The organism is uncultured Thiothrix sp., from assembly GCF_937876535.1.
In the GTDB taxonomy this organism is placed as follows: domain Bacteria; phylum Pseudomonadota; class Gammaproteobacteria; order Thiotrichales; family Thiotrichaceae; genus Thiolinea.
Genome location: NZ_CALFHZ010000010.1, coordinates 1 through 18,779 on the forward strand (window position 1 = coordinate 1; position 18,779 = coordinate 18,779).

The window sequence follows — 18,779 nt, forward strand, 5'->3', positions numbered from 1 at the left end:
CGTTACCTTTACCCTCGAAAATCTCAATTTGCCAGTGGATCATCCGGGTGTACCTTTTGGACGCGCGGAAGATACCTTGGCTTTAGTTTCAGCGGTAAATCACCCCAATTTGCGCCTCAATCTTGATCTATATCATGCGCAAATCGGTGAGGGGAATTTGATTGAATTGTGCCGCAAATCCTTGCCGTGGATTGGAGAAATACAAGTTGCAGATGTGCCGGGGCGGATGCAACCAGGGACGGGGGAGATTAATTATCGCGGGATTGCTTTAGCTTTGAAAGCGGTGGGTTATAGCGGGGCTATTGGGATGGAAGCGTTTGCCAGCGGTGATCCCGAACCAGCCCTTGAACAATTCCGCCAAATCTTTAGTGTCTGAGAGAAATCATCATGAATAAGCGTCCCACGGTTGCCGATATGTTAGCCCTCAAGGGCAAGCGCCAGATTAAAATGCTGTTTGTCGATACCGTTGAAGAAGCGGCAGCGGCGAATGAAGCGGGCATTGATATGCTCTCGATTATTGACCCTGTATGGACGCCACAGATGCGTGAAGCAGCGGGCAATTGCTTTGTGCAGGTGGGGCTGTTGTACGGCAAGCTCTGTACTTATGAAGATTATCTACGTGCAGCGCATCGCGTGATGCAATTAGGTGGCGATTGCTGCTATTGCGCCGCGAGCCTCGATACTATCCATAAACTCACGAACGAAGGTATTCCGATTGTCGGGCATGCGGGTTTGATTCCCTCCAAAGCCACATGGACAGGCGGCTTTAAAGCGGTGGGCAAAACCGCTGATTCCGCGATGTTGGTCTACAAACAAGTGAAAGATTTAGAGGCTGCCGGCGCAATTGCTGCTGAATTAGAAGTTGTTCCAGATCGCGTTGCTGCTGAAATTTCCAAACGCACCAAAATGCTGATGCTCTCAATGGGTGCAGGTTCAGGTGGCGATGCACAATATCTATTTGCCGAAGATGTATTAGGTTATACCCGTGGTCATCGCCCGCGCCATGCGAAAACTTATCGCAATTTCCGCGCCGAGTATGAGCGCTTGCAAGCTGAACGCGTGGCAGCGTTTAAAGAATTTATTGCGGACGTGGATAATGGGATTTATCCAGCAGCTGAGCATACTGTGCCGGTGGCGGATGTGGAATTTGAGGCGTTTTTGGCACGCTTAGAGAGTTAAACAGTGTGACTGAGTGAGGCTATTATTTTTGTAACCACCTTACTGAGGCTAATAGTTGAGTAAATCACCAACAAACTTAAGCCTCATAAATTCAAGTTGCTCCAGTAATCGATAAATGCCTTTAAGCAGGTGGACTGCTGTTTGCGACTCGGATAATACAAAAACAAATTGAAATTTTTTGGGCAGTACTCAGCTAACACAGAAACTAGCCTCCCTTCTTGTAAATCCTGTTCTACTTGAGCCTTAAACAAATAAGCTAAACCTAAACCTTGGCGGGCGGCCTCCAATAACATAATAGAATCATTACTTGAAAAACCACCTCGCACACTTACTTCTGAAATTTGGCCATCTTCCACAAACTCCCAAGCATAAGATTCACCATTGCTAAAACGCCAACGTAAACATTCATGCTGAACTAATGCTTGTGGTGACTGGGGTATTCCCCGCTGGGCTAGATAATCGGGTGCAGCCACTACGAGAAACTCTAGTTTTTGCACTAAAGCCAAGGCAATCATGTCTTGTTGCAAACTTTCTTCAAAGCGAATACCAGCATCAAAACCAGCTGCAACAATATCAACCAAGCCATCCTCACACACTATTTCGAGTTGTATTTCAGGGTATTGTTTAAGAAATCCACTAAGTTGTGGTGCAAGAAAAACCTGCGCGACATTGGCTGGCACATTCAGACGTAGACTACCCTGCGGAGTACTCCGAAACTCATTCAAATGATCGAGTGCTTGTGCAATTTGCTCAAAAGCAGGATTTAACTGCTCTAGCAAAATCGCTCCTGCCTGCGTTAAAGCCACACTACGAGTAGTCCGTTGTAATAAACGGATACCCAATTGCTCCTCCAGATGACGCATGGTATGACTGAGTGCTGAAGCAGAAACACCCAACTCTAAAGCAGCTTGGCGGAAACTTTTTACCCGCGCTATGGTTTGGAAAACGACTAAATCATTTAAGGATGGTAGAGACATTAGTGAATTTCTCTCATCAACCCAATCAAGATTGTAGAGATTATCAAACCATAAAATTCACTGCATAATTTTAACCTTAACTAGGAGTAAAACATGCAAACTTACCCATTAGGTCAAACCTCTATCTCTGTATCCCGACTTGGCTTAGGTTGTATGGGAATGTCCGATTTCTATGGTGCGACAGATGATGCTAACTCATTAACAGTGTTGAATACTGCCTTCGACTTAGGCGTCAATTTTTTTGATACCGCCGATATGTATGGATTTGGCCGGAATGAAGCCTTACTAGGCCAGTGGTTAAAACATCAAACCCGTGAACAAGTCGTTATTGCGACTAAATTTGGTTTAGTGCGCAGCCCAGAAAGTTACGAACGTCGAATTGATAATACACCTGCTTATATTCACCAAGCTTGCGATGCCTCACTCAAACGTTTGGGTACGGATTATATTGACCTTTATTACTGTCATCGACGTAATCCTGAGACTCCCATTGAGGAGATGATGCAAGCCTTGGAACAATTGGTACAAGCCGGTAAAGTTAAAGCGATTGGTTTATCCGAAGTCTCTACTGAAACGTTGCGTCAGGCGCACTCCATTTACCCTGTGACCGCCATTCAAAGTGAATACTCTTTATGGACGCGCGAACCTGAGCAAGGCATGTTAGACCTATGCCAAACCTTAGGCATAAGTTTTGTTGCTTATAGCCCCTTAGGACGAGCCTTTTTAACAGCCAGCATTAAGCCTGAGCAACTAGACGAAAATGATTTTCGCCGGATGAACCCACGCTTTCAAGGTAAGGCTTTTGCTCATAACCAAAGTTTAGTCGCACAACTGGCTGAATTCGCTAAGTCCAAAGGCGCTATGCCTGCACAAGTAGCTTTAGCTTGGTTATTAAGTAAACCCAATGTACTCCCCATTCCGGGAACTAAACAAATTAACTACTTACAACAGAATGTAGCTGCCTTGGAACTAAAACTATCTGAGCAGGATTGTAGGTATTTAGAAACACTATTTGCTCCTCACGCCATTCAAGGTGAACGCTATACAAAAGCGGGGATGGTAGGAGTTGGGGCATAATCAGTAGCTCAGCTTTTTAAAGCTGATTGCTGCACCGCAGCTAAACCATAGTCTAATACCGCCACTCCTGATTAATTGCTAAGGTCTTGCTCCACGAGGCAGTGCAAGTTTATTTGCACTTCAAACTGGAGGAGAGATCAATGGCTTTATTGAATCGGATGGAATGGTATAACCTAGCCCGCACGACCAACTGGACACCCACCTACGTTACTGAAGATGAACTATTCCCGCCTTCCCTATCAGGTGATTTCGATTTACCACTGACTGCATGGGAAGTTTACGACGAGCCTTATAAACAAACTTACCCCGAATACGTCAAAGTGCAGCGCGAAAAAGATGCCGGAGCTTATTCGGTAAAAGCGGCGCTAGAGCGCAGTCGTATTTTTGAAAATGCCGATCCAGGCTGGAAATCGGTAATGAAAGCGCATTATGGTGCGATTGCACGCGGTGAATATGCCGCTGCGAGTGCGGAAGCGCGTATGATGCGTTTTTCCAAAGCCCCAGGTATGCGCAATATGTCCACCTTGGGCTGCATGGATGAAATCCGTCACGGACAAATGCAGCTCTATTTCCCCCACGAACACGTGTCCAAAGATCGGCAAATGGATTGGGCATTCAAAGCCTATGACACTAATGAATGGGCGATGATTGCCGCGCGCCATTTCTTTGACGACATTATGATGACGCGCGATGCGATTAGCGTGTCCATTATGCTCACCTTTAGCTTTGAAACGGGCTTTACCAATATGCAGTTTTTAGGCTTAGCCGCCGATGCGGCAGAAGCAGGTGACCACACTTTTGCTAATCTGATTTCTTCGATTCAAACGGATGAATCACGCCATGCTCAAATCGGTGGCCCTGCCCTCAAAATCCTGATTGCCAATGGCAAAAAAGCCGAAGCACAAAAACGGGTAGATATTGCTTTGTGGGGCGCGTGGAAACTGTTCTCAGTGTTGACGGGGCCTATCATGGATTACTACACCCCATTAGAGCATCGTAAACAATCGTTCAAAGAGTTCATGGAAGAATGGATTGTTGCGCAATTTGAACGTGCGTTGACCGACATGGGCTTAGATTTGCCGTGGTATTGGGACATTTTCCTACAAGAATTGAACGACACGCATCACGGTATGCACCTCGGTTCTTACTTCTGGCGTCCGACTGTATGGTGGAATCCTGCTGCTGGTGTAACCCCAGAAGAACGCGCATGGTTGGAAGAAAAATACCCCGGTTGGAATGAGACATGGGGCGAATGTTGGGATGTATTTATCGACAATGTAGTCGATGGCAATATGGAAAAAACCTACCCCGAAACCCTGCCTTATGTGTGCAATATGTGTCAATTGCCGATTTTAGGTGTGCCGGGCAAAAAGTGGAATGTGAAAGATTATCCGCTCGACTATAACGGTCGCTTGTATCACTTTGGTTCTGAAGTGGATCGTTGGTGCTTCCAACAAGACCCTGAACGCTATGCAGGGCACATGAGCATTGTGGATCGTTTCTTAGCAGGCATGATTCAACCGATGAATCTGGAAGGCGCATTGAAGTATATGAATATTGCTCCGGGCGAATGTGGCGACGATGCGCACAATTACGCATGGGCTGAAACCTATCGTGCCTTACGCGAAACGCGTAAAGCAGCTAACGCATAAAACCCTTTGCCGACACTCAAGTTTTACCTAAGTACTTGAGTGTCTTGAACCGGAGATTCGATACATGGCTTTATTTCCTTTGACCTCTAATTTTGAAGGCGATTTTGTACTGCAATTAGTACCTGTGGACACTGAAAACACTATGGATGAGGTAGCTGCGGCGGCGGCAGTGCATTCGGTGGGACGGCGTGTGCGTAACCGCCCAGACCAAATACTGCGTGTGCGCCGTCAAGGTGACACTGATTTTTTACCACGTAATATGAAAGTGTCTGAAGCGGGTTTCAAACCAACCGAAACTGTTGAAATCATTTGGCAAGCCCCGAACGCGTAAAGGAGTCCACCGTGAGTTTTAAGAAAGTCTGTAGCGTGGACGATGTGTGGGAAGGTGAAATGGCACCTTTCACCGTGAATGGTCACGAAATTTTATTAGTGTGTGCAGATGGTGGCGACATTAAAGCTTTTCAAGGCATTTGCCCGCATCAAGATATTGCCTTATCGGAAGGTAAGTTTGACGGTCAAAAAGTGATTTGTCGGGCGCATTTATGGCAATTCGATGCGTGTACTGGCAAAGGCATTAATCCCGATGATTGTGCATTGGCGGAATACCCGATTCGCATTGACGGTGATGACGTATTAGTGAGTACCGAAGGGGTCGAACCCTTGTTTGCTCATAGCTAAAGGAGATCCCATGAGTACCCAAAAATCTGCACAAGCCTATCACAATAATAGGGTAGGGCCTGTAATGCGGGCGGGCGATTTAGCCCAAGCGGTGATTGAAGCCGCCAAAATTGATAATCCGGACAAAGAAATTTTTGTCGATGACAAGCGTGCTTATATTCGCATTCATGCCGAACACGAAATGATTTTGCGCCAAGCCACCATTGAGGAAGAGTTAGGTCGTCCCTTCCGTATGAATGATTTAGAAGTCGATCTCAGTTCTTTTGCGGGCCAAATTGAAAGTCACGACGATTCCGTGCGCTTTTATTTCACCACTAAAGTTTAACGCACAGGCATAGGAGGAGAGCAAAATGTCTGAAGTACAAGTATTAAAGCCGCAAAAGACTTGGAGTCACTTAGCTGCACGCCGTCGTAAACCGAGTGAATACGATATTGTCAGTACCAATTTGCACTACAATAATCGCGATGCGAATGCACCGTATGAACTCGCCCCCGAACTCTTTATGAACCAATGGTATAAGCAAAATACCTTTGGCACAGCACTCAAACACGCTGATTGGAATGCGTTTCGCGACCCTGATGAAGTGATTTATCGCACTTACAATCTGATGCAAGATGGTCAAGAAACCTATGTGTTTGGTTTATTCGATCAGTTTAATCAGCGTGAACACGATAAGTCTTTGGATGCGCGTTGGGCAGGCACATTAGCACGTTTATACACGCCTGCACGCTATCTATTCCACACTTTGCAAATGGCTTCCGCCTATGTCGGACAAGTCTCACCCGCCAGTACTATTACTAACTGTCATTACTTCCAAATGGCAGACAGTTTGCGTTGGCTCAGTCACACCGCTTACCGTACTAAAGAATTGTCCTTAACCTTTACTGATAAAGGCTTGGGGCAAGATGAGCGCCACTATTGGGAACAAGATTCTGCATGGCAAGGCTTCCGTGAACTGATGGAAAAAGTCTTAACGGTCTGGGATTGGGGTGAAGCCATTATTGTCTTAAATATGATCGCAAAACCTGCGGTCGATGAAGCAGTATTGCGTCGTTTAGGTGAAGCAGCACGTCATAATGGTGATGTGTTATTAGGTTTATTAACCGATGCGCAACTGATGGATGTAGCACGTCATCGCCGCTGGTTAGCAGCCTTTACCAAAATGGCTTTAGAAACCGAAGGCAATAAAGAACTAATTCAATCATGGATTGAAAAATGGCAACCCTTGGCAGACAAAGCGATTGATGCCTATTGCTCAGCCTTGCCGGATGTGCCCAATGCAGCGGAAGCCGCCAAAACAGCGACTCGCGAATTAGGTTTTTAACTAAAACTAAAAGCACCACAGCCTTAAACCCAGTGGCGGAGGATATTATGCAGCCTGCTGTGATTATTAATGCGAAAGACCAGAGCCGTTTTGAGCAATTGCCAGAAGATACCATTTTGCGTGCCGCCCTGCGTGCGGGTGTCGGCTTATCGTACGAATGCAATTCGGGTGGTTGTGGTGCTTGCAAATTTGAATTAGTAGACGGTGACATTGAAACCTTGTGGGAACAAGCGCCAGGGTTAAGTGAGCGTGATCGTAAACGCGGACGGCATTTGGCTTGCCAGTGCCGTGCCCTTGGGCAAGTCACCATTAAAGCACCGAGTGCGGCGGAATACGTACCACAACGTAAGCCGCAACGCCAAAGCGCAATGCTGACCGGTATAAGCGATATTACCCATGACATTCGTGAATTTCGTTTTCAAAGTAATGGGGAGGCGAACTTTTTGGCAGGGCAATACGCGCTATTAGATTTACCTAATCTGGATTCACCACGCGCTTACTCCATGTCGAATATCGGCAATGAGCAAAACGAATGGCATTTTCAAATTCGCCGTGTCGCCAATGGCAAAGGTACGCGAGTGTTATTTGATGAATTAAAAATTGGCGATGTAATTGGTTTGGATGGCGCGTATGGCTTAGGTTATTTGCGTGATACTCCGCGTGATTTGGTGTGTATTGCGGGTGGTTCAGGGCTTGCCCCAATGGTATCGATTGCACGCGGTGCTGCTCAAGCAGGCATGTTAAAAGATCGCCATTTGCACTTCTTCTATGGTGCACGTACTGCGAAAGACGTGTGTGGGCAAAGCTTCTTAGCACCATTGGAAGGCTTCGACACCAACATTCATTATCATCCCGTAGTGTCGGATAACAGTAGCGGCGATTGGTCGGGTGCAACCGGTTTTGTGCATCAGTATATGGCGCAAGCATTGCCTGAAGCTTTAGCCAGTTTTGAGTTTTATTTTGCAGGTCCACCTCCCATGACACAAGCCTTGCAAGAAATGCTCATGCTGGAACACAAAGTGCCGTTTGAACAAATTCATTTTGACCGTTTCTTCTAAACCAAAGATGGATCGTGAGTGCTAAGCTAGACGCAGGAGGAGGATTTCTATGCCCTATCAAAAACAAACTGTGTCTAACGTTTCCGTGCGTGGTGTCATCTTACAAAACAACGATGCTGAAGATGTACGCCGCCAAAAAATGGCACGCATTATTCTCGATTCCATGTATCAGTTTCTTGGTTTGCTTGATACCAAGGGCATGGTGTTGGAGATCAATCAAGCTGCCTTAGATGGCGCGGGTTTATGTCTGCAAGATGTCATCGGCAAACCGTTTTGGCTAGCACGTTGGTGGGAAGTCTCGGAAGAAAGCCGCCAACACGTCAAAACCATGATTCAACAAGCCAGTCAGGGGCGGTTTGTACGTTGTGATTTTGAAGTATTTGGTGAAAGCCACGGCGACAAAACTATAGTAATTGATTTCTCACTCAAACCGATTTTTGACGACAATGGCAAAGTCGCTTTTCTATTACCGGAAGGACGCAATATCACTGAAAAAATCGCTAGCAATGCTGAGCTATCGCGTAAAAATAGCGAATTACAAAGCGCATTAGAAAAACTCAAAGCATTAGACGGCTACAAAACTCATTTCTTTGCTAATGTCAGCCACGAACTACGCACCCCTTTAACGCTGATCTTGGGCGCAGTCGAACAGTTAATCCAAGAAGGCAAACACCTCAAAGAACGTGAACAGTTTCGTCTGGCTGCGATTCAACGTAATGCTAAATCACTGTATCAACAGGTCAATAATCTACTTGATTTAGCCCGTGTTGATGCGCAACGTATGCCAATGGCATATGTGCATACTCCCCTGATGGCATTAGTCAAAGAGATTAGCGCAGGCTTCGCCGCAGCCGCTCAAGATCGGCACATTAATTTTATCATTCGTGGTGATGAAACCCTTTCTATTGATGTCGACCGCGCAAAATTCACGCGCATTTTAAGCAATCTGTTATCCAATGCTTTTAAGTTCACCTTTGCACAAGGGCGCATTAGTTGTACGGTAGAAGCTATTGCAGCCAATCGTGTACTGATTAGTGTGCAAGACAGTGGTATTGGTGTACCTGATGCTATTAAGCCGCATATTTTCGACCGCTTTACTCAAGGCAGCGAAGAGTTTGGCGCGGGCGGTAGTGGTCTAGGCTTGAATATTGTTAAAGAGTTTGTCGATTTACATGGTGGTACGGTTATTGTCTTAGATGCCCCCAATGGTGGAGCGATTTTTCAAGTTGAATTGCCCCAATCTGCACCACCCAATGTGTTTGTACGTACTGAAATAAAGCCTGCTCCTACTTTACTCGAAACACTTGAGCTATCCACTTATGAGCTTTACTCACCAACTGTGCAAGCCAATCGTATTGATAAACCACAGATTTTAGTGGCAGAAGACAATATTGATTTGCGCTTCTTTTTATATGAAACCTTGATTGATGAGTACAATGTAACACTCACTGAAAACGGTCAGACCGCCTTTCAAGCCATCTTAGCCAATCCACCTGATCTGATTATTACTGATCTCATGATGCCCGTTTGGGACGGTGAACGCTTAGTGCGGGCGATACGACAACAAGCCAGTTTGCCTAAAATGCCTGTATTAGTGTTATCTGCCCGTTCAGATGAACCGTTAAAAGAAAAACTGTTAAAAGACTTAGTACAGGACTATTTAACCAAACCGTTTTCCGCTCAAGAATTACGTGCACGAGTACGTAATCTAGTCACGGTCAAACGCACCGTTGATTTACTCCAAAAAGAACTCAATTCGCAAACCTCCAATATTTTAGAACTGACCGCTGATTTAGTCGAAAATCGTCAATCTTTACAACACAGTTTAACCGCGCTGCAAATCGCCGAGCGACGTTGGTTAGGGTTATATGAAAATACTGCGGTGGGCATTGCTTTGGCAGATAGTGAGGGCAGAATTTTATCAGCCAATCCCGCCTTGCAAACCATGCTAGGCTATGACGCGCAAGAGATTTTAGGGATTTCGTTTATTGAGATTACTGAAACCACCTTACGTGCCAAAACGCGTAATAATGTTTATGAACTATTTGATGGTAAGTACCCTAATTACCATTTGCAAAAGCGTTATGAAAAGAAAAATGGCGACTACTTGTGGGCTAATGTGAGTGTATCGCGCATTCCTGCGATGAATAATGACCAACCGATGCTGGCGGTGATTGTGGAAGACATTAGCCTACGCATGGAAGCCGAACGCTCCTTAGAAACCACTCGTACCGAGCTGACACGCGTATCGCGCTTTACCGCAATGGGTGAATTGGTCGCATCTATTGCCCACGAAATCAATCAACCCCTATCCGCAGTGATTACCAATAGCGATGCGGCTTTGCGTTGGTTATCACGCCCTACACCTGATCTAGAAGAAGTGCATGCCGCGCTCAAACGGGTGAACCGTGATGCCAATTTAGCCAGTGCCGTGATTGCACGAATTCGTAAGTTCTTGCGTACTGGTGACTTAAAACGTGAACTGATTCAAGTAAAGCCTCTGCTCGATGAGTTGCTGCAAATGCTAAATAACACGTTGGTGGAAGCTGAGATTACCGTCAACCTCAACTGCCCACAACAAGACCTCACCATCATGGCTGACCCTGTACAACTACAACAGGTGATTTTAAATTTAATCATGAATGCAGTGGATGCCATGCGCGAGCTAAGCCATCAAAAACGGCTCTTAACCATTACAGTGCAAACACTGGACGTAGGTGGTATTCAGGTGGCAGTGCAAGATAATGGTTTAGGTATCAAGGCAGGTACTGAAAGTAAACTATTTGATGCCTTCTTTTCGACTAAAACACAAGGTTTAGGTATGGGTCTCGCGATTAGTCGTAGCATTATTGAAAATCATGGTGGGCGCTTATGGTTTGAACATGCATCACTCAAAGGCGCGTGTTTTATGTTTACGCTGCCTAATGAGTAAAATTGATTAAATCAACTATAATATAAATTATGCTTTAGAGAAATTAGTATCATTAATGATTTTTTAAGGAAGGAAAAATGGACAAATCAGTTGTACGTTGGGACTTAATGCTTGACACAGTCACGAAAACAGTAGTTGGTCAATTTAATCGAGAAGAGTTGCTTAATAAAATTATAGAAATGGTTTTGGTAATTTTTGATGCAGAAGTATGTTCAATATTTCTAAGAAAAGAAGGTGATTTAGACACCATTGAATGTGTAGCAGGAGCTGGTTATGGTGAAATTTTAAAAAAGAAAAAAAGTAGCTATAATTTAAAAAAAGAAAAAAATGGTGAGGAGCCAGCAAGTTTTACTGGATACATTGCCCGAACTGGTACTCCTTATAATATTCTTAGTAGAGACCATATGGGAAAATTGGTAAGTGAAGGATTACCTTGGGCAAAAAAGCATAATGATGATATCTGGGGTAAAAACCAAGATACCATGCGAAATATTATGGCTGTACCTTTAAAGGTTGGTGACAACATTACTGGTGTCATTAAGGTAGAAAATAAAAAAGGGGAAAAACATTTTAGTGATTCTGATTTTAATAACCTAAAAACGATAAGTTTAGTTCTATCGTTATCCATTGAAAATACTAGATTACACTCAATCTCTGAAAGACAACAGAAAACATTAATTAGTGATCTAGCAAGTGCAGTAGCCTCCGTAGTTGGTAATCACAGCAGAGAAGTATTACTAAATAATATATTAACTAGAATGATGGATAATTTTTATGCTGAAGCTTGTTCTATTTATCTAATCAATACTAAAAATCCTAATGAACTAATATGTGAAGAAGCAAAAGGATTTTCGTCTACCATTATTGGAAAATCCTATAATTTAATCGAAGATATCAAAAGCTTAACAGTCAATGTATATAAAACACAACAGCCAATAAAAATAGACTCACCAGCTGACTTAGAAAAGTTAAAAAATCAAAATAAATGGATGGGGAAATTGGATGGTTTTCTTTGGGATGAAAATAGATCCTTTAGAAATCTTATTGCCATCCCTTTACTAATAAATAATGAATGTCTTGGCCTCATAAAATTAGAAAACAAGAAAATTAATATTGAAAATTTTTTTACAGAAGAAGATTTAAATCATGCTGTGATTATAGCTAATGTAATCGCTCTAGCAATCAAAAACTACTCGTTACGAGATGAAAATAGTAAACAACTGAAAGCAATTTCATCAAAAGCAACGCATAGATTACAAAATCAGGTATTAAGATATGATTATATAGAAGCTATGCTACTCAAAATAATTAAAAATGTTAACACCAATGAAACTAAAAGTATAACAATCAAAGTTGAAAAGCTCCTAGACTATATAAAAATAATAAATGATTCCAGTAGAAATATAAAAAACACTATTAACGACATTAGTCGATATGGAAAACCCTTATCAATTACCAAAGAAAAAGTAAATATTAACATCTACTTGCATGAAATTATTAGCTTAATAAAAGATGGCAATACAAAAAACCCTAATAAAAGTTACCTAACACACGAAGGCGAAGAAGTTTATATAAAAAATGAGTTAATAATTAATGAAATCTACGAAGGTAACCTACCAGACATAAGTATTGATAAAGACAAAATGTTCGATGTTGTACAGGAGCTAATTAAAAATTCAAGTAAAGTCTTTCAGCAAAATATTAAAAAAGAAATAAATAAAGTACATATTATTAATATAGAAACCTCTATTAAAAATTCGGATAATCATCCATCGATAGAACTAAAAATATCTGACAATGGTCCGGGGCTACCTATGGATATTAATATTTTTGAACCGTTTGTCACCTCTGATCTTTATGGAACTGGTTTAGGCTTGGCTATCACCAAGGAAATTATAGAAGGACATAATGGTACCATATATGCAGAAAATTTAGTGCCTCCCTCCAATGGTTCTTCTTTTATAATATCACTCCCTATTATTCAATGATTGGATTAATATTTTATGAAAAAAATTCTTTTAGTTGATGACATTAAAGAAACACATAAAGAAATACGAGATTATTTCGACGGAGACTATAAAATACTTTATAGCCAAGATGTCGATACAGCTATAAATATTTTAGAAAACAATGATAACATCTTTTGCGCACTTATAGATTTAAAGCTTGATTATAAAAGTGAGTATGGTGGAATAGATTTAATTGAATATATTCAAAAAAACAATATTAACATTAAATTTATTATTTTTTCAGCATACTCTCTTCAGGAGGAATCCATTAAAAACGCAATTATTAAAAAAACAAATATCTCCGATGGAGATTACAATCAATACACTAAAAATCAAGTAATAAAAGGACACGGTAACTATTTAATAGAAATAGAACAAAAGCTTAAAGAACTAAGCGATCTATCCAAATCATCTTATGATTTTGGCAAATACTTTTCTTTCCTATTTGCCATTAATACCTATGAAGACCAAAAAATAGAAGATTTAGAAAAACCGATTATTGATGCAGAAAAATTAAAAAAAATCCTGGAGGAAAAATATAATTTTAAAACAGAACTGATGACCAACCCATCTCGCAGCTCCATTATTAATAAGTTAATTAACATAAGAGAAATCTACAATAATTATGACAATATTTTAATATTTTTTGCTGGGCATGGTGATTGGGATTCAGACGGAAATTTCGGATATTGGCTTCCATCTGATGCAAAAAAAGATGATCGATCTAGTTGGATAGCTAACTGTGAAATCAATAACTATCTAAATGCCTTAAAGAACAAACATGTTTTGTTAATTGTTGATGCTTGTTTTTCAGGCGGTATAGAAAAAGAACTTAATAGGGCTATATCCAAAAATACTTTTGAAGAACTACATAAAAGTGGATCTCGAATCGCGCTAACCAGTTGTGCAATACAAAACACACCTGATAATAGTATTTTTTTACAAAATCTTTATCATATCTTAGAAGTCAATGAAAATACTATTAACTTAGACAAAATATTTGCGGATTTAAAAAACAAAGTTATAGAAAGCCCTCATAAGGAAGATCAACAAACTCTAATGCCTAGATATTTACCTTTAAAAGGACATCCTATAGATGGAGATTTTATTTTCAATATTTTTTGAAAAATTAAATTTTTTAATAAGTAAATCCTGATTTTTAGGGAAGACATTTCATGCAACATGATCAAATGGTTTATGTGGTAGATGATGATCTTTCCATCCGTGAAGCCCTTAGCAGTTTAATCCGCTCGGTAGGTTTAGCGGTGGAAACCTATGCCTCAGCCCTCGAATTTCTGGCAAAGCAGCATAAATCAAAAGTAGCCTGTTTAATTTTGGATATTCGCATGCCTGAATTAAATGGCTTAGAGCTACAAAGCAAATTGATTGAATTAGGGCAAAACCTGCCGATTATTTTTATTACTGGACATGGCGATATTCCAATGGCAGTGCGTGCTATGAAACAAGGCGCCTTAGAATTCTTGCCCAAACCCTTTCGCGATGAGGACTTACTAGCCGCCATTCATACTGCTCTCGACAAAGCCCGCCAAACATATGCCCAGCAACATGAATTAGACGATATACGCCGTCGTTATGGCTCACTCACCTTACGTGAAAAAGAAGTGTTAGTGTATATGGTCAAAGGCTCACTCAATAAACAAACCGCAGCCGAATTAGGTGTGTCTGAAATGACCGTAAAAGTACACCGTCATAATGTGATGCAAAAGATGGGGGTAAATAGTGTTCCTGATTTGGTAAGAATGGTGGAACGCCTTAAATAGCAATCTTACTAACAGCTTATAAGCCTTTCGTTAAAACACTTTCATAAACATTAAATACCTACTTCTTTGAGTAGTATTCTTTTAAATAAAATATTAGCCCGATTAATCAATTACGATATCTCAAACAATCGACTAACAGCTTAAAGGCAGGCGATGATTGACGACTTGTGGGGTAATAAAGGTGATAGCCAGAGTAAGGTTGACACCAATCTTCTAGCACCGAAATTAGCCTGCCACTGGCGATTTCCTCTTTTGCCATGTCAGCAGGTAAATAGGCTAAACCACACCCTGCCACAGCCGCCTGAAGAACGTGAGATCCCATATTGAATGTCCATTGTCCCTCAACATGAGTCTTTAAGGAGTCTCCATTTTTCTCGAACTCCCACACCATACAGCTATCAAGGGTCGGTAGTTGGAGATTAATACAGGTGTGGTTGGAAAGATCTTGAGGCGATTGTGGTGGTGGATGGCGCGCAAAATAGTCGGGTGAGCCTATAACCGCAATCCGTAAATCAGAGCCGATTCGTACCGCTACCATATCTTTCTCTACTTCATCGCCTAAACGTACGCCAGCATGAAAACGTTGTGCAACGATATCCGTCATACCGTAATTAACATTTATTTCAATTCGGATATCAGGATAGTCCTGTAAAAATACCTGTAGGCGGGGCCAAATCGCCGTATTAAAGGCGTGTTCAGCCGTCGTGATACGGATTAAACCGCTGGGTTTATTTTTCAATTCTCTTAAAGCAGCTAGTTCGTTATTGATTTCTTCCAACCTTGGTGCAACAGCCTCTATCAAACGCATGCCTTCTTCAGTAGGAGCAACACTTCGAGTAGTACGAACCAATAATCGAACACCAAGCCGTGTTTCCAAACTGCGAATCGTATGACTCATTGCAGATTGCGAAATCCCTAACTGAGCAGCCGCACGAGTGAAACTCTTTTCTCGTGCCACCGTGATAAACGCAACCAGCTCACTAAAATCGCCATTCACCATTTATCAATTCCATTCATAAACCTTTGTTGATTTTAGCATATTAATAAATCAATCAGCCTGACCTATATTGATCACAACTTATTAAAGTGACCTTATGGAAATCAAAAATGACCACAGACTACAAACAAAATCCGTTCACGCTGGTTTACGACGGTGCCATTACTGAGAACGTCAAAGGCAAAGTCAATATTCATCCTGTGCAATATCAGCTAGAGGGTCTTGATATTGCAGCCAATGTTTATACCCCAGCCGATTATGCTTCAAGCAAGCAATACCCAACTATTGTGGTGGCTCATCCGAATGGTGGGGTGAAAGAACAAGTTGCCGGTTTGTATGCCCAACATTTAGCCGAGCAGGGTTATATCACCATTACGGCGGATGCAGCCTATCAAGGGGGCAGTGGTGGAATGCCACGCAGCGTCGACAAACCCTCTCATCGTATTGAAGACATTCACGGCATGGCTGACTTTATCAGCCAGTATGATGGGGTTGATATAGCACGATTAGGACTGCTCGGTATTTGTGGTGGTGGCGGTTACTCATTAGCGGCGGCGCAGACTGATAAACGCTTCAAATCTATCGCAACGGTAAGCATGTTTAATTCGGGACGAGTACGTCGCAATGGCTACGGTGATTCACAATTGGACACCATTCAGCAGCGCTTACAGCAGGCTTCATTGGCTCGTGCCCAAGAAGTAGCTGGCGGAGAAATACTCTATTCGGGGGATGCTAATCTGAGCGATGAACAGATCGCCAAACTGCCATTTGACCTATATCGGCAGGGTTATGAATATTACTGGAAAACGCACGCACACCCCAACTCGACTTTTAAATACACCTCAAGCAGCTTACTTGATTTGATGCGTTTTGATGTTACCAACCAGATTGAACTTATCCAGCAACCCTTGCTGATGATTGCAGGTAGCAGAGCCGATAGTCTGTATATGACTGAAGATGCCTTCGCCAAGGCTACTGGCACAAAGAATAAAGAACTATTCAAAATCGAAGGTGCTACTCATATCGAAACCTATTGGGTACCTGAGTATGTGAATCAGGCAGTGCAAAAGCTGACCCAGTTCTACGGCAACACACTCTAAATAGGAAAGCTGTCCATGCAAACACTGAACACAAGCAACCACGCCAAGCGAGGTTTTATGCGACTCCCTAGAAAGATTATCTCCACCTTGTTACTGAGTGGCATACTGTTGTCGGGTATGGAGGCATTTGCCCAAGAAGGAACTCCCTTGCCAATTGCCACAGCCAAATTAATAGAAGTGAATATTCCTGATAGTACACCAATGACGGCTGCCGCTATTGATTTGGCTAAAGTCGGTTACACTGAACGTGAATTCTATGCAGAAGGTAAGGCAAATCGTTACCGTGGTGTGCTACCTGCTGCACAAGCTACAGGTCAAATCATTGACGGTGATTGGCCCTACCGTACCCGTGTGCTGGTACGCACTCCCAAGGCTGATAAATTCAACGGCACTTTAGTAGTCGAGTGGATTAACGTAACCTCGGGGCAGGACATCGACTTCGCATTCGCCGAGTCCTATAACTACCTGCTGCGCGAAGGCTATGCGGTAGCGGTAGTATCTGCTCAGCGTTTGGGCGTAGATCGGCTCAAGACTTGGAATCCGAAACGCTACGGTGATCTAAATGTAACCGCCAGCAACAGCGACCCACAGACGGGTCAAAAGATTGATGATTGCCCACCAGGTACTGCTTGCCCAGGGGATCCTCTGTCTTGGGATATTATGACCCAAGTATCGAAGGCGCTAAAGGATAACGCCGCACCAACGAAACCGCTGTTCGACCTTAAGGTGCGCAAGGTTATTGCTCTGGGTGAATCGCAGTCAGCGATGCGTCTGTCGTTGTACTACAATACGATTCAACCACTTTACAAAATCTTCGATGGTTTCGTGTTTCTCGACCTTGCACAACAAATGCGCGCAGACGTGAATACGCCCGCCATCAGTGTTAACAGCGAGTCACTTGCGGGTTACCTTCCACCGCCGACCACCTCTGAGTACACTCGGATCTGGGAAGTAGCGGGAGCCTCACACATGTCGTTCTACGCGGCACACTATGTGGATAACCTACTGTTGCGTGAGCAGTCTGTCCCTAGCCCAAAAGGTTTTTTAAACTTTACTCAGATGATGGAGCAACAAGGCTGCAAACTCAACCCGCTATTTAGCAAGGTGGATACCGGTCTCGTATTAAGCGCAGCCATTGAAAGCGTTCACCAATGGGCGGAATCAGGTAAGCCAGCCGCACCGACCCTACAATTCCAGCGCGATGCAAAAATGCAAGTCATGCGCGATGCTGATGGAAAAGTGCTGGGCGGAGTACGCTTAGCGCAATTCTCTGTACCAACCGCCTATATGGCTCCCAATGGCGAAGCACTGGGTTGCGTTTTGGCAGGGCATCACCGTGATTTCACCAAAGATGAATTGAAGGCACGCTATGGTAACCATCAAACCTATGTTTCACAGGTCAAGGCTGCTTTGGAAGAGGTTAGGAAGAATGGATATCTGCTTCCTCTTGATGAGGACTCAGCGGTATTGGAAGCAGAAAAATCAGATGTGGCTAGATAAGTGCAAAAATATTCTGATTTTTGATGCAATGAAAACGGTGTGAATGTCTGACAGACGTTGATATTAAAACAATCCTAGACACTCCCAACCAAGTTAGTTGGGAGTAGATAGAAACCCTGTACTTATGAACTAAGTCAGTCAAACCGTAAAAGCCTCCCGAAACGCCATCAAAGCCTCCTCTGCATCACCACTAGCAAACGCTTCCATCCCAATAGCCCCGCTATAACCCATCGCTTTTAGCGCCAACGCAATCCCGCGATAATTAATCTCCCCCGTCCCCGGCTGCATCCGCCCAGGCACATCCGCGACTTGTATCTCCCCAATCCACGGCAAGGATTGGCGACAGAGTTCAATCAAATTACCCTCACCGATTTGCGCATGATATAGATCAAGATTGAGGCGTAAATTGGGGTGATTCACCGCCGCAACTAAGGCTAAAGTATCGGCTGCTCGCCCAAAGGGAACCCCCGGATGATCCACTGGCAGATTCAGGTTTTCCAGCGTAAACGTGACA

The 18,779-nt window shown here is 43.0% G+C and carries 18 protein-coding genes; 15 read left to right on the forward strand and 3 right to left on the reverse strand.

Features of this window, described 5'->3' with window-relative positions; translation table 11 throughout:
- Both Q0230_RS06360 and Q0230_RS06365 read left to right on the forward strand, forming a co-directional pair.
- Positions 1–376 (forward strand): TIM barrel protein (locus tag Q0230_RS06360; protein ID WP_298609015.1); only part of this gene is annotated, 376 nt, incomplete at its 5' end.
- Between the two features lie 11 nt (positions 377–387).
- A complete protein-coding gene (locus tag Q0230_RS06365; protein ID WP_298609016.1) occupies positions 388–1,179 on the forward strand; it encodes a 3-methyl-2-oxobutanoate hydroxymethyltransferase in 792 nt (263 codons plus the stop codon).
- 83 nt (positions 1,180–1,262) lie between these two features.
- Here Q0230_RS06365 and Q0230_RS06370 read toward each other — a convergent pair whose 3' ends face one another.
- The gene (locus Q0230_RS06370) at positions 1,263–2,156 is read right to left on the reverse strand and encodes a LysR family transcriptional regulator (RefSeq protein WP_298609017.1); all 894 of its coding nucleotides are present in this window, start codon (positions 2,154–2,156) and stop codon (positions 1,263–1,265) included.
- Positions 2,157–2,249: 93 nt separating this feature from the next.
- Between Q0230_RS06370 and Q0230_RS06375 the strand changes: the two genes are divergently transcribed.
- The 11 genes from Q0230_RS06375 (at position 2,250) to Q0230_RS06425 (ending at position 14,668) form a co-directional block, all read left to right on the forward strand.
- Complete coding sequence (locus Q0230_RS06375; RefSeq protein WP_298609018.1) at positions 2,250–3,233, forward strand: aldo/keto reductase; 984 nt, start codon at positions 2,250–2,252, stop codon at positions 3,231–3,233.
- Between the two features lie 140 nt (positions 3,234–3,373).
- Positions 3,374–4,885: an aromatic/alkene/methane monooxygenase hydroxylase/oxygenase subunit alpha gene (locus Q0230_RS06380; RefSeq protein WP_298609019.1), complete on the forward strand. Its 1,512-nt coding sequence runs from the start codon at positions 3,374–3,376 to the stop codon at positions 4,883–4,885.
- A 64-nt stretch (positions 4,886–4,949) separates the two neighbouring features.
- Entirely contained in the window at positions 4,950–5,216 is a 267-nt protein-coding gene (locus Q0230_RS06385; RefSeq protein ID WP_298609020.1) for a toluene-4-monooxygenase system B family protein, read from the forward strand.
- An 11-nt stretch (positions 5,217–5,227) separates the two neighbouring features.
- Complete coding sequence (locus Q0230_RS06390) at positions 5,228–5,563, forward strand: Rieske 2Fe-2S domain-containing protein (protein ID WP_298609021.1); 336 nt, start codon at positions 5,228–5,230, stop codon at positions 5,561–5,563.
- Between the two features lie 10 nt (positions 5,564–5,573).
- Positions 5,574–5,888, forward strand: a complete 315-nt coding sequence (locus Q0230_RS06395) for an MmoB/DmpM family protein (RefSeq protein ID WP_298609022.1) — start codon at positions 5,574–5,576, stop codon at positions 5,886–5,888.
- A 25-nt stretch (positions 5,889–5,913) separates the two neighbouring features.
- Positions 5,914–6,888, forward strand: coding sequence for an aromatic/alkene monooxygenase hydroxylase subunit beta (locus Q0230_RS06400; protein ID WP_298609023.1), 975 nt, complete (start codon positions 5,914–5,916; stop codon positions 6,886–6,888).
- Between the two features lie 47 nt (positions 6,889–6,935).
- Complete coding sequence (locus tag Q0230_RS06405; protein WP_298609024.1) at positions 6,936–7,946, forward strand: 2Fe-2S iron-sulfur cluster-binding protein; 1,011 nt, start codon at positions 6,936–6,938, stop codon at positions 7,944–7,946.
- Between the two features lie 49 nt (positions 7,947–7,995).
- A complete protein-coding gene (locus Q0230_RS06410) occupies positions 7,996–10,878 on the forward strand; it encodes an ATP-binding protein (RefSeq protein ID WP_298609025.1) in 2,883 nt (960 codons plus the stop codon).
- Positions 10,879–10,955: 77 nt separating this feature from the next.
- The gene (locus tag Q0230_RS06415; protein ID WP_298609026.1) at positions 10,956–12,866 is read left to right on the forward strand and encodes a GAF domain-containing protein; all 1,911 of its coding nucleotides are present in this window, start codon (positions 10,956–10,958) and stop codon (positions 12,864–12,866) included.
- Positions 12,867–12,881: 15 nt separating this feature from the next.
- Positions 12,882–14,012 (forward strand): caspase family protein, encoded by a 1,131-nt coding sequence (locus tag Q0230_RS06420; RefSeq protein ID WP_298609027.1) that lies wholly within the window; start codon positions 12,882–12,884, stop codon positions 14,010–14,012.
- A gap of 50 nt (positions 14,013–14,062) precedes the next feature.
- On the forward strand, positions 14,063–14,668 hold the full coding sequence (locus Q0230_RS06425) for a response regulator (RefSeq protein ID WP_298609028.1): 606 nt from the start codon (positions 14,063–14,065) through the stop codon (positions 14,666–14,668).
- Between the two features lie 106 nt (positions 14,669–14,774).
- On the opposite strand, the gene Q0230_RS06430 is transcribed toward Q0230_RS06425, so the two are convergent.
- The gene (locus Q0230_RS06430) at positions 14,775–15,668 is read right to left on the reverse strand and encodes a LysR family transcriptional regulator (RefSeq protein ID WP_298609029.1); all 894 of its coding nucleotides are present in this window, start codon (positions 15,666–15,668) and stop codon (positions 14,775–14,777) included.
- Positions 15,669–15,775: 107 nt separating this feature from the next.
- On the opposite strand from Q0230_RS06430, the gene Q0230_RS06435 reads away from it, so the two are divergent.
- Both Q0230_RS06435 and Q0230_RS06440 read left to right on the forward strand, forming a co-directional pair.
- Positions 15,776–16,765: an alpha/beta hydrolase gene (locus tag Q0230_RS06435; protein ID WP_298609030.1), complete on the forward strand. Its 990-nt coding sequence runs from the start codon at positions 15,776–15,778 to the stop codon at positions 16,763–16,765.
- A 15-nt stretch (positions 16,766–16,780) separates the two neighbouring features.
- On the forward strand, positions 16,781–18,265 hold the full coding sequence (locus Q0230_RS06440) for an alpha/beta hydrolase domain-containing protein (RefSeq protein WP_298609031.1): 1,485 nt from the start codon (positions 16,781–16,783) through the stop codon (positions 18,263–18,265).
- 138 nt (positions 18,266–18,403) lie between these two features.
- Here Q0230_RS06440 and Q0230_RS06445 read toward each other — a convergent pair.
- A partial coding sequence (locus Q0230_RS06445) for a TIM barrel protein (protein WP_298609032.1) occupies positions 18,404–18,779 on the reverse strand: 376 nt, incomplete at its 5' end.

What these genes read in the sequence shown, in the direction of transcription:
- Q0230_RS06365 (WP_298609016.1), top strand. Translation starts at nt 388, where the DNA reads ATGAATAAGCGTCCCACGGTTGCCGATATGTTAGCCCTCAAGGGCAAG.
- Q0230_RS06370 (WP_298609017.1), bottom strand. Translation starts at nt 2,156, where the DNA reads ATGTCTCTACCATCCTTAAATGATTTAGTCGTTTTCCAAACCATAGCG.
- Q0230_RS06375 (WP_298609018.1), top strand. Translation starts at nt 2,250, where the DNA reads ATGCAAACTTACCCATTAGGTCAAACCTCTATCTCTGTATCCCGACTT.
- Q0230_RS06380 (WP_298609019.1), top strand. Translation starts at nt 3,374, where the DNA reads ATGGCTTTATTGAATCGGATGGAATGGTATAACCTAGCCCGCACGACC.
- Q0230_RS06385 (WP_298609020.1), top strand. Translation starts at nt 4,950, where the DNA reads ATGGCTTTATTTCCTTTGACCTCTAATTTTGAAGGCGATTTTGTACTG.
- Q0230_RS06395 (WP_298609022.1), top strand. Translation starts at nt 5,574, where the DNA reads ATGAGTACCCAAAAATCTGCACAAGCCTATCACAATAATAGGGTAGGG.
- Q0230_RS06400 (WP_298609023.1), top strand. Translation starts at nt 5,914, where the DNA reads ATGTCTGAAGTACAAGTATTAAAGCCGCAAAAGACTTGGAGTCACTTA.
- Q0230_RS06405 (WP_298609024.1), top strand. Translation starts at nt 6,936, where the DNA reads ATGCAGCCTGCTGTGATTATTAATGCGAAAGACCAGAGCCGTTTTGAG.
- Q0230_RS06410 (WP_298609025.1), top strand. Translation starts at nt 7,996, where the DNA reads ATGCCCTATCAAAAACAAACTGTGTCTAACGTTTCCGTGCGTGGTGTC.
- Q0230_RS06415 (WP_298609026.1), top strand. Translation starts at nt 10,956, where the DNA reads ATGGACAAATCAGTTGTACGTTGGGACTTAATGCTTGACACAGTCACG.
- Q0230_RS06420 (WP_298609027.1), top strand. Translation starts at nt 12,882, where the DNA reads ATGAAAAAAATTCTTTTAGTTGATGACATTAAAGAAACACATAAAGAA.
- Q0230_RS06425 (WP_298609028.1), top strand. Translation starts at nt 14,063, where the DNA reads ATGCAACATGATCAAATGGTTTATGTGGTAGATGATGATCTTTCCATC.
- Q0230_RS06430 (WP_298609029.1), bottom strand. Translation starts at nt 15,668, where the DNA reads ATGGTGAATGGCGATTTTAGTGAGCTGGTTGCGTTTATCACGGTGGCA.
- Q0230_RS06435 (WP_298609030.1), top strand. Translation starts at nt 15,776, where the DNA reads ATGACCACAGACTACAAACAAAATCCGTTCACGCTGGTTTACGACGGT.
- Q0230_RS06440 (WP_298609031.1), top strand. Translation starts at nt 16,781, where the DNA reads ATGCAAACACTGAACACAAGCAACCACGCCAAGCGAGGTTTTATGCGA.